General features: G+C 57.6%; 12 protein-coding genes and 1 pseudogene. 4 read left to right on the top strand and 9 right to left on the bottom strand.

Annotated features, from left to right (window positions below; genetic code table 11):
• Positions 1–309, top strand: a 309-nt coding sequence (locus K309_RS0132305; RefSeq protein ID WP_029050140.1) for an integrase core domain-containing protein, incomplete at its 5' end; no start/stop codon positions are given.
• On the opposite strand, the gene K309_RS43455 is transcribed toward K309_RS0132305, so the two are convergent.
• The 6 genes and pseudogenes from K309_RS43455 to K309_RS0132285 form a co-directional block, all read right to left on the bottom strand.
• Positions 301–498: a DUF6285 domain-containing protein gene (locus tag K309_RS43455; protein WP_232232590.1), complete on the bottom strand. Its 198-nt coding sequence runs from the start codon at positions 496–498 to the stop codon at positions 301–303. The two genes, K309_RS0132305 and K309_RS43455, sit on opposite strands and share 9 nt — an antisense overlap.
• The gene (locus K309_RS38295) at positions 498–1,520 is read right to left on the bottom strand and encodes a phosphotransferase family protein (protein ID WP_051320739.1); all 1,023 of its coding nucleotides are present in this window, start codon (positions 1,518–1,520) and stop codon (positions 498–500) included. The genes K309_RS43455 and K309_RS38295 overlap by 1 nt, the downstream gene beginning before the upstream one ends.
• Positions 1,520–1,795 (bottom strand): AMP-binding enzyme, encoded by a 276-nt coding sequence (locus tag K309_RS43450; protein WP_232232592.1) that lies wholly within the window; start codon positions 1,793–1,795, stop codon positions 1,520–1,522. Before K309_RS43450 ends, K309_RS38295 begins: the two co-directional genes overlap by 1 nt.
• A 186-nt stretch (positions 1,796–1,981) precedes the next feature.
• Positions 1,982–3,049: pseudogene (locus K309_RS43445) on the bottom strand (AMP-binding protein); the annotation flags it as partial.
• Between the two features lie 28 nt (positions 3,050–3,077).
• Positions 3,078–4,217: an acyl-CoA dehydrogenase family protein gene (locus tag K309_RS0132290; RefSeq protein ID WP_029050139.1), complete on the bottom strand. Its 1,140-nt coding sequence runs from the start codon at positions 4,215–4,217 to the stop codon at positions 3,078–3,080.
• 10 nt (positions 4,218–4,227) lie between these two features.
• Complete coding sequence (locus K309_RS0132285; RefSeq protein WP_029050138.1) at positions 4,228–5,388, bottom strand: acyl-CoA dehydrogenase family protein; 1,161 nt, start codon at positions 5,386–5,388, stop codon at positions 4,228–4,230.
• A gap of 219 nt (positions 5,389–5,607) precedes the next feature.
• Between K309_RS0132285 and K309_RS0132280 the strand changes: the two genes are divergently transcribed.
• Both K309_RS0132280 and K309_RS0132275 read left to right on the top strand, forming a co-directional pair.
• Positions 5,608–6,387 (top strand): FadR/GntR family transcriptional regulator, encoded by a 780-nt coding sequence (locus K309_RS0132280; RefSeq protein ID WP_029050137.1) that lies wholly within the window; start codon positions 5,608–5,610, stop codon positions 6,385–6,387.
• A 44-nt stretch (positions 6,388–6,431) separates the two neighbouring features.
• The gene (locus K309_RS0132275; protein WP_029050136.1) at positions 6,432–7,241 is read left to right on the top strand and encodes a FadR/GntR family transcriptional regulator; all 810 of its coding nucleotides are present in this window, start codon (positions 6,432–6,434) and stop codon (positions 7,239–7,241) included.
• Here the strand turns inward: K309_RS0132275 and K309_RS0132270 are convergent, their stop codons facing one another.
• From K309_RS0132270 to K309_RS38285, 3 genes are all read right to left on the bottom strand, one after another.
• Entirely contained in the window at positions 7,242–7,931 is a 690-nt protein-coding gene (locus K309_RS0132270) for a nitroreductase (RefSeq protein WP_029050135.1), read from the bottom strand.
• 63 nt (positions 7,932–7,994) lie between these two features.
• Positions 7,995–8,969, bottom strand: a complete 975-nt coding sequence (locus K309_RS0132265; protein ID WP_029050134.1) for an NAD(P)H-dependent flavin oxidoreductase — start codon at positions 8,967–8,969, stop codon at positions 7,995–7,997.
• Positions 8,970–9,062: 93 nt separating this feature from the next.
• Positions 9,063–10,184, bottom strand: coding sequence for a CaiB/BaiF CoA transferase family protein (locus K309_RS38285; protein ID WP_035878729.1), 1,122 nt, complete (start codon positions 10,182–10,184; stop codon positions 9,063–9,065).
• A gap of 18 nt (positions 10,185–10,202) precedes the next feature.
• Here K309_RS38285 and K309_RS44185 point away from each other — a divergent pair.
• A partial coding sequence (locus K309_RS44185) for a DUF2889 domain-containing protein (RefSeq protein ID WP_369796562.1) occupies positions 10,203–10,546 on the top strand: 344 nt, incomplete at its 3' end.

The raw sequence follows: 10,546 nt of genomic DNA, 5'->3' as shown, positions 1-10,546 counted from the left end.
CAATACGTCAGCATTCGCTATACCGAGAGGCTTTCTGAAGCCGGCATTGAACCGTCGGTCGGCAGCCGCGGTGACTCCTACGACAACGCACTGGCTGAGACCATCAATGGCCTGTACAAGGCCGAACTGATCCACAAGCGCGGCCCCTGGAAATCCCGTGAGGCCGTAGAGCTTGCAACCCTGGAATGGGTGGCCTGGTTCAACAACGACCGCCTGATGGAACACCTCGGCTATATCCCGCCGGCTGAAGCTGAGGCAAACTACTACCGGCAACTCAGCTACACCGCTGCCGCGCCGGCATCAACTTAAACCAAACAGCCTCCTCGATACCCGGGGCGATTCATTCAACTGCAATTCACGTATGACAATTCGCAATACGTTAATGCAGACTCGCGTCTGGAATCGATGGAAGCCCTCGAGCGTAGGGAGCAGAGACTTCTCGAGGTAGTCCGAGGCTGCGAGCAGCAAGCGGTCAGCTTCTGGAACAAATTCTGGCATTAGTGTCTCCCCTTTGCGCCCGAGGCAGCCAGGGTCATAAAGTCCCACAGAGGCTCTTCCAGCCGCCGGCCAACAGCACTGAGCTCTAAGCTCGCCTGTCCCCCACCTCGAATTTGAGCGGAGCCACGTCTAGCACACGCGATGGCCCATTTGAGGTTTGCGAATGCCTCCCAGAATCTCACCCTATCATGGTCAACGGCCACACCGGAAACCGCTTCATAACCAGCGTAAAGGTCTTCACGTTGACCGAAGCCGCCGACATCCAACGCGCCGCCAAACCGCCAACTCCGCATACAGAGCACGCCCAAGTCTTGCATGGGATCCCCTACCCTAGCGATCTCCCAGTCCAAGACGCATCGCAATCCTTCGGAACCTACTATTAAGTTGCCCGTACGGAAGTCCGCGTGGACCAACGCACTCGAATAGGACTCGGGAAGATGTTCTTCAACCCAGCGTAAGGCATAAGCCAGCGCCGGATTCTGTACTCCGCACTCATCGAGTGACTCCCGATAAACAGAGAGTTCCTCTGCAGGCGACATGACCTTGAGGAATGAAAGCGGTTCGGTCGCTACTTGGTGAATAGTGGCAAGCACCTCGCCACACTGTTTCGCCAATACCCGGCGCGCGCCCGCGAACGCTTCGTCCCTTACGACTTTTCGTCCGAGCGTTTCACCATGGATGAATTCCGTGATGTAACCGGGACCCATCTCGTCAGCGTCCTCAAGAATAGCTCGCACTATCGGCGCCGGGGCGCCCGTGCTGCGCGCCGCCTTCATCACGGTCGCATCCTCACGGGCCGTAAGCTTCGGCGCGCGACCGGATGCTCCAGTAAAGGCTCCGGTGAGTTGCAAGATCATCTCCTGGGCAGCGTCCTGGGAATGCCATTCAAATGCCCAGGTTTGCTTGGTCGCGCCTCCGGTGAGCCGGCGCAGTTGTGCAACATCGCCGTTCTCACCTACGCTCCTCCGAAGCGCACACTGCAACTTCTCAGTAAGGGTTCGATGGTCCGCCATGCTATCCATCAAATCCTCCTCCCCACTGCTTGCCAGAAGGGATCCCGCAGTCGCCGTTTAAAGATTTTTCCACTGTCTTCGCGTGGCAGCGACGTATGGAAATCAATACGCTTGGGGACCTTGTATTTGGCGAGGTGCAACTCGAGATACTTTTTAATATCCGCTGCACTTAGTTCAGCGCCTGGCATGAGCTCCACCGCAGCAGCCAGCGACTCTCCAAAATCTTCGTCAGGGATACCAAAAACAGCACAATCGTGCACACCGGGACATTGTGTGAGAACCATCTCAATTTCTGCGGGATAGATATTCGTACCTCCCGAGATGACCATATCCGATCGTCGGTCACACAGGTAGAGCCGCCCGTCCTTCAAGTACCCGACGTCGCCGACACTAATCAGACCGTTTCGCTCGACGCTCTTGCGCTTCTCTTCGTGATTCAGGTACGTGAAGTCTGCATATGCCGGCACACGCATGTAGATCTCACCTGGGGATCCGTCCTCTACCGACTTTCCATCTTCTCCGTAGAACGCAATCAGCGTACCCGGCGTCGGCACGCCAACAGTGCCAGGATGGTTCAGCCAATCCTCCGGCGTTGCCAGTGTTGCGGTACCGACCTCCGTTCCACCGTATGTTTCGTAAATGATCGGTCCCCACCACTCCATCAGCTCCTGCTTAACCTCTCTCGGACAAGGCGCTCCGGTGTGAGTCACCCATTTCAGCGAGCTAACGTCGTAGCGTTCGCGCACCTCCTTAGGCAGCTTCAGGATCCGAATGAACATCGTTGGAACCATGACCGCATTGGTAATGCGGTACTTCTCAATGGCTGCAAGCGTCTCCTCAGGATCGAACTTCGATTGGAGAACCAGCACTTCCGAGGCCATAAGGGCTTGTCGTCCATAGGCATTTGGCGATGCGTGATACAGCGGACCGGTGACGAGTGAGCGCACTCCGAGCGTCAGCCCGTAAACACGTTCAATCAGTTCAACATATGCCTTGGCTTGCTCAGGGGTCGCTGGGTCGCGCTTGACCCCTTTGGGATGGCCTGTCGTGCCCGAGGTATAGATCATCGTAGCGCGCCCACGTTTGGCCGGCTGCTCCCACGGCTGAAACTAGGTGCACCACTCCTCCCAAGACGCGTCGCCCTCTCTCAGCTGAGTCAGTTCATCTTTGATACTGTAGCGAGCTTGTACTTCCGGCGGTGTTGGGACCACAAACACCTTGATGCCTGCTGGAATTTGCTCGCGCATGGGCTCAAGCAGGTCAGCATGCGCAACCAAAGTCTTCGGCTTCGAATCGTTGAGAACGTAAAGGAGCTCTTCGGCTTTACCGTGCCAGTTCAACGGAACCGAATACGCGCCAATGGCAGCTGCTGCCTGCTGCACCTCGAAGAATGAAAAGTCATTGCGTAGGAGCAACGCAACGGTGTCTCCCTCCCTGATACCCATCTTTTCGAACCCCGTAGCGGCTCGCAGCGCCTGCTGCAATACGTCTTCGCGGGCCTTGGGACGACCATCCAGGTAGATGGTAGCTTCGCTCATTTCTGTCTCACTCCGTTCGTGTCTTTTGCTATGCGTAGATCAACGACGCCAACTTCGATGCATGTGCGTCGCCGTCTCCAAAGAGTTGATCCATCACGTGGATTCGGCGCAGGAAGTGTCCAACCGCGTATTCCTCGGTCATTCCAATGCCACCATGCATCTGGATTGCCCCATGCGCCACCGCACGCGCGTGCCTCGCAACGGAGAGCTTTGCTCGATGCAAATCAAGGCCCGCGTCTTCGGAGGCGGGATCATCGACCGCGACAGCTGCTGCAATTGCCATGCTCTTTGCCAACTCCAAGCTCACAAGCATTTCTGCGGCACGGTGACGCAGGGACTGGTTCTCGCCGATAACCCGTCCGAACTGCTTACGTGTGTTTAGGTAGTCCACTGCAAGCCGATACGCCGCAGCCGCTGCACCCACCATGTCCGCGCAAACTGCTGCGATGCCCATCCCTACAGTTCGTTCGATGGCTGCCCGGCCGACCTTGCTATTCATCGGATCGCCGAGCGGCGTAGCCGGGACGTCCTGAAGAGAAATTTCACTTGCAGAGGTGTCGTCAACAAGCCGGTAATTGCGACAATCAAGACCTTGCGCTCGCGCGTCTACCAGAAAGAGCGCACACCCGCCGGCGTCGTTGGCGACGCCACCAATTCGAGCGCTCACGACGAACTTGTCTGCAAAGACCGCACCGAGGACATTCACCTTGTGGCCGTTCAGCAGCCATTGGCGACCTGTACTTGTTGCTGTAGTTTCAATCCACAAGGCGGCATGGCGACCGTGCAACTCGTCGTGCGCCCAAGCCATGCAAGTTTCGCCGCTGGCAACGGACGGAAGAAGCTCTCGGCGAGCCTCTTCATCTGCGGCGAACTGGACTGCCGTCGTGGCCAACACACTCGAGCCGAGGAACGGCTCTAGTGACAATGTTGCACCGAGGTCTTGCATCACCGGCAGCAGATCACGGGCGCCACCGCCGAAGCCGTCAAAGGCTTCCGGCACAAGCAGTGCAGTCAATCCCAACTCGGCCAGCTTTCGCCATGTCTCGTCGTCGTGGCCTGCGTCAGTAGCTACATAGGCTCGTCGCTTTTCGAAGTTGTAACGGTCCGCCAGCAGCCGTCCCAGGCTGTCCTGCATTGCGCGCTGATCGTCGTTCAGTTCAAAGTCCATTGCCTTTTCCTTATCCCACGATGGTCTTCGCGAGAATGTCCTTCTGTACTTCGCTGGTCCCGCCATAGATACTCGCAGCGCGCGAGTAGAAGTAGCGCGGTGTAAGCGGCCCGTGCACCGTATCGTCCTTGCCTCGCTTCTCCAGGCCGTTCGGGCCGGCAATGCGAGCGAGGAGAGCATTGATTTCCTGCTGTAGTTCAACACCCTTCAGCTTAAGAATCGATGCAAACGCCGGCAGTTCGGCTTGCGCGCTCGGCGTCAGCAAAAAGCGCCAGTTCGTCACTTCCAGTGCTCGGATCTCCGCATCGAGCGAAGCAAACTCCGTCCGCAACTTGACATCATCAATGAGCTTGCCTGAGCCCTGAACAGTCCGACTGGCGACCTCACGTGCATAGTCGAGGCGTTCTCGGCACAGACCTACATTTGCGATGCCCGTCCGCTCGTTGCCCAGAAGGAACTTGGCGCAGTCCCACCCTTTGTTTTCCTCGCCGACAAGGTTTGTGACCGGGACACGCACGTCGTCGAAGAACACTTCATTCAGGTGGTGGTCACCGTCGATGGAGAGAATAGGACGGACCGTGATGCCAGGCGACTTCAAGTCGATAAGAAGAAAGGAAATCCCCTCCTGCTTTCGAGCCTCTGGGTTGGTTCGAACCAGAGCAAAGATCCAGTCCGCCCAATGGGCGGTCGTAGTCCAAATCTTCTGACCGCTAACCACGTAGTGATCACCGTCGCGCTTCGCTGCAGTGCGCAATGACGCCAAATCCGAACCTGAACCCGGCTCGGAGAAGCCTTGGCAGAACCACAGGTCAAGATTGGCGAGCTTCGGCAAGAAATGCTGGCATTGCTCTGGGGTTCCATACCGCATCAATACCGGTCCGAGCATCGTCACATTGAAAACTTGCGGCAATGGAGCGGGCGCCCGGTACAACTCGTCCATCAAGATGAGGCGTTCCATTTGCCCCAACTCCGCGCCGCCATACTTCTTCGGCCAGTGCGGTGCTGCCCAACCCCGCTCATTGAGGATGCGCTGCCACTTCACGGTATCTTCCTTCCGCGGCGGGTGCCCTGCTCGCAAGCGAGCGCGCATATCCGCCGGCAGTCTCTCCGCAATGAAGGCTCGCACCTCTGCGCGAAACGCTTCCTCTGCAGGCGACAGTCGTAGATCCATTCTCTTGCTCCTCCAACGTAAATTCGCTCCATGCGAACACGTGTGTTATTTTGGTTCAACCATTATACTTAAGGCAAGTAGATTGTGCCCGGATAGGGCCGCTTGAGTGAGCGGCGAAGAAGTGGAGGAACCCTTCAAGTGGATTACCAGGCACTCACTCTCTGATACCATACGTATAGAGGTTGATCCAATGCAAGGCACACAAAAATGGCACCGACAATGAAACCTGCCGTACCCAGCCAACCGGATGAGAGCCCAGCGGGTCCCATCTTCAAGCGCGTGCGCACAAGGCGGGCATTTGAAGCTGTCAGCGATCAAATCCGCCAACAATTAGCGACTGGAGACCTGCGCCCGGGCGACCGCCTCCCGGGTGAACTCCAGTTGGCAGAGCAGTTCAACGTGAGCCGTAGCGCCGTGCGTGAAGCATTGCGAAGTCTTGAAGCCGCCAGCGTTGTGGAAGCACGGACCGGTATCAATGGAGGCTTCTTCATCCGAAGCGGCGGCACCACTACCGGGTTGACGCAGACGGTTCAGGATCTGGTGTCCCTTGGTCAGGTTTCGATCGCGAACGTCACGGAGGCGCGGGTCGAACTCATGGCTGTGGCGCTTCGCTTGGCTTGCGAGCGCGCGACCGAAGAGGAGTTGGATGCGATTGAGGCAGATGTTAACTATCACACGGAGTTGTTCCGCCACGGCGGTGGGTCACGCAACTCAAAGTCAGTAATTGAGTTCTACCGACTTATTGCTCAGGCAACGCACAACGCCGTGATTGTGTTGATGGTCGATGCCCTGTCGGAGATCATTCGCAAGCTGTTGGCCCAGATTGCCCCAGAACCGCGGCGGGACATCATGCAAGTGCGGCGAAAGGTCATGGCCAATTTGCGGCAACGCGATGCCGAGGGAGCTTGCCAAGCCATGACCACGCACCTGCGGCACGTTAGCGACTACCTTGAGAGTGAGAGCAAGAAGCCTGCACGGAAGCGGAAGATTGCCGCCTGATCAAATCCGAGCCGCCGCTGTAAATCGACCAAGTTTGTAAGCCCATGACCACTTCTACCTTGAAAACCGCTGATGCTCCCTCTGCCGCCACAAGTCCTCGTTTTGAGGCCGTGCGCTCGGCAAGAGCTTTCGAGGAGATTGCAGACCAGATTCGCGCGGAGCTTGCAGAAGGCCGACTAAAAGTCGGCAGCAGATTGCCGGCTGAGCGAGCATTGGCTGTTCAATTTGGCGTGTCTCGCAACACCCTGCGAGAGGCCCTTCGCTCCCTCGAGCATGCCGGATTGGTCCGCCTTCAGAAGGGGGCCAGCGGTGGCGCATTCATCAGCGAAGGGTCCGGCCTGGCTATCACGAATAGCCTCATGGACTTGTACCACGTAGGGTCCATCACGCCGGATCAACTCACGCAAGCTCGCATCTGGCTTGAGTCTGTCATCGTCCGCGAAGCTTGCGGCCGCGCTACCGCCGAAGACCTGGCTGCCCTACAAGGGAATATCGACGAGGCAACTCGGGCTTCAGAAGAAGGCGACTTCCCTCGCCGTGCCGAGATTCATTTCGATTTTCATCGGATGCTTGCCAGGATGTCGGGCAACCCCATCATGGTCATCATGATGGATGGCCTACTGGCCGTGCTAGCCAAGTTCGTCAACAGCATTGGCGAGTATGAGAACACCTTCGTGCTGCCGTCCCGAAAGCGCTTCATGAAACACATGCACGCGAAGGACGCCGATGCTGCCGTCGCTGAGATGGAGGCTAGCCTCAAACGACTCCAGCAAGCTTATCTTTCGCTTGTTACGGAGAAGGAGGAGGCGCCGAAGTCCCGACAACAGCGCCCCGCTGCGCGAAAAAATACTTGATCAGGCGTCAAGCCACTTTACCGTCGAAGAGAGATCCGCGCGACTAGTCCGGAAGCTGTTAGCCGGGTGTCCTGTGTCGGGGAAGCCGAAAGAAATGCCGCACACGATGCGCCTGTCCTGCGGCAGATTGAGACAGTCGCGGACCCTTTCCGGACGAGAAGCCAGCGCCGCCTGCGCAATCGTTGCCACGCCTAGACTGGTCGCGGCCAACATAAAATTGGCCACGTAGCCGCCGCAGTCAACCGCACCGTAAGTAGAAAGGGCCTCGTCGCTGGTCACAATTGCAACGTGCGGAGCACCAAACAACCGCAGGTTCTCGCGAGCCTGCTTAGCAGACGCCGCTCGGTCGCCACGCACAACGCCTACTGCATCGTAGAGCGCCAAGCCGCATTCACGGCGGCGTTCCTGATAAACACCTTGATATTCTCGAGGCCACTCGAAGTCCGGGCGCTTGTCGTCTTGCTCCGACGGGGCGAGCATTGCCTCCCGAAAGCGCTCGGTAGCGGCACCTCGCGTAATGACCACCTGCCATGGCTGAGCGTTACACCATGACGCGGTACGCTGTGCGAGCGAAACAATGCGCTCGACCACGTCCTGCGGGACCTCCTCAGGTAGAAAAGCGCGACAGCTGTGCCGCGACGACAGCAGATTCTCAAGAACGATGCTTGCCTGCTCTTCACGATTACTCATAATTTAGCTCTCCAAACATGGCCTCGGGACTGACGGCCCTCGGCCTCGATTCATCCCAGACTATCAAGCGACGGCCAGCGCGCCAGCGCTCGTCAGGCTCTCGCGGCATTCAGCAACCATCCGTTCCAGCAATTCTGCGCAGCTTGGGATGTCGTGAATCAAGCCAACCACCATTCCGGCGGTCACAATACCGCCATCCGGATCGCCCTTCTGTAAAGCGGCTTTCCCGCGCGCGCCAGCGACAAGTTCGCGTATATCTTCAAACTCGCAGCCGCCTGGGCGACGTTCTGTGGCCACGACCTGGTCCGAGACCGCGTTCTTCAACACCCTTGCCGTGTTCTTCAGCGTTCGGAAAATCAGATTGGTATCGCGTTCGCTGGCGGCCAGAAGGCGCTGCTTGATGTTGTCATGAATAGGGGCTTCCCGCGTCGCGCAAAAACGCGTCCCCATATTCACGCCATGTGCGCCAAGGGTCAGGGCTGCTGCCATGCCTCGCCCATCAGCAATGCCACCCGATGCTATTATTGGAACCCGAAGTTGTCGAGCAGCGATCGGGATCAGCACCATCCCTGGAATGTCTTCCTCGCCAGGATGTCCAGCACACTCGAAACCATCAATGCTGATTGCATCTACGCCGAGACGTTCCGCCGTGAGCGCATGGCGGACTGCAACGCACTTATGGATGACCTTCACTCCAGCAGCCTTCAGCCGGGGAAGGTACTCGAGCGCTTTGTTTCCTGCAGTCTCCACCACACCGACGCCGTTCTCGATAATAGCGTCGATGTACTCTGCATACGGCGGTGGCTTGATGGTCGGAAAGATCGTCATGTTGACGCCGAAAGGTCGGTCAGTCATTTCACGACAGCGACCTATCTCGCGATGTAACGCTTCGGGAGTTGGCTGGGTTAGACCTGTCAGCACCCCGAGGCCGCCCGCGTTTGAGACGGCGGAGGCTAGCTCGGCGCGCCCAACCCACTGCATGCCCCCTTGGATAATTGGATAGGCAGTACCCAGTAATTCTGTAATGCGTGTTTTCATGTTGAACCTTTCGGACGGTCATAACCCGAATGTGCTTCCCGTGCGGCCTTCCCACTTATGAGAGCCGGTACCCAGTGCAAAGCCGCACATCGCTTAGGTGCGCGATAACTCCCGCCAAGCCTCGAGCAAGTCGGCTGGATTGACAGATTCTTTGGGAGCAGGTCCTTGTACGGCACTAGGCGTGCGAGAGAAGCGTGGGGCGGGTGCCGGTTGCTGGACGCCGCCAACCGAGACGAAGGACTTTCTGTATTGCAGATGCGGGTGGTTGCCAGCTTCGCTCAGCGTCAGCACAGGGGCAAAGCAGGCATCCGTGCCCTCAAGAAGTTCACACCAGTGCGAGCGAGACTTCGTGCGAAATGTCTCGGCAAAGTGGGCTTCGAGTGCCGACCACTTGGCGCGATCGTTCTGCGACTTGCGTAGCTCAGCAGGGACATCCAGTTTTTCGCAGAGCAATGCAAAGAATTTCGGCTCAATGGGACCAACTGAGATGTACTCGCCGTCGGAAGTCTCGTAAGACTTATAGTAAGGCGCCCCACCAGCGAGCATGTTGCTTGCCTTTTTCTCGACGTAGTGGCCTCGCAAGAGTTGAGTGTGAAACAAACTCGTGAGCGACACCGCGCCATCGCAGATCGCTGCATCAACAACCTGTCCTTTGCCCGAGCGTTGCGCTTCAAATACAGCGGCCAAAATTCCGACGACGAGATATAGGCTCCCGCCGCCATAGTCACCCACAAGGTTCAGAGGGGGAACCGGCGCTCGGCCCGCTTCGCCAATACTTGCGAGCGCACCCGAAATCGCAATGTAGTTGATGTCGTGACCAGCGGCTTGGGCTAACGGTCCGTCCTGCCCCCAACCTGTCATTCGACCGTACACAAGTTTTGGATTGCGCTTTTCAACATCTGCAGGACCAAGGCCCAAGCGTTCCATTACACCCGGCCGAAACCCTTCCACCAAGATGTCGGCCTCTGAAACAAGCTCGAGTACTTTCTCAACGTCCGCTTGATTCTTGAGGTCCAAGAGTACCGTCTTGCGACCTCGGCCGACGATATCGAATTGATCACCCAACTTCGCATCGTTCCGGTCAATCCGGACAACCTCGGCGCCTAGGTCCGATAGAAGCATGCACGCGAACGGCCCTGGGCCAATGCCAGCCATCTCAATCACACGCAAGCCAGCGAGGGGGCCCGAAGTGGGAAAAGTGCTCTCTCGATTCATGAAGTCTCCAGTAGTTCAATGTTGCTAGGGAGCCCGGTGCATCCAAAACGATCGAGTTGCGCTCGCTTCATCCACGCATTAGCTAGCGGGTCAAAAGACGGACTCATCGCGCCCGGCCAAGTAGCTCATAAGCGATTGAGCCAGCAAAGCCCATTGCACCGACCATCGATGCAACTATACAATGGCTCAACCATTAACACCAGAGCGGGCGCCCCGATGAATAACGAGAGAGTTTTGCTGCACACGCGCCAAGTGCAATACCGGTGCTACCGGCGCGGTGATGAGCTATGGGAAATCGAAGGAGAGATGCGGGACTTCCGCAGCTATGACACTGTGGTGGCTGAGAAAGGCAATCTTTCGGC

Source organism: Cupriavidus phytohabitans (genome assembly GCF_000426345.1).
GTDB lineage: Bacteria > Pseudomonadota > Gammaproteobacteria > Burkholderiales > Burkholderiaceae > Cupriavidus.
Note: the sequence above shows the minus strand (reverse complement) of the source record. Positions and strands in the feature narration are given on the sequence as shown.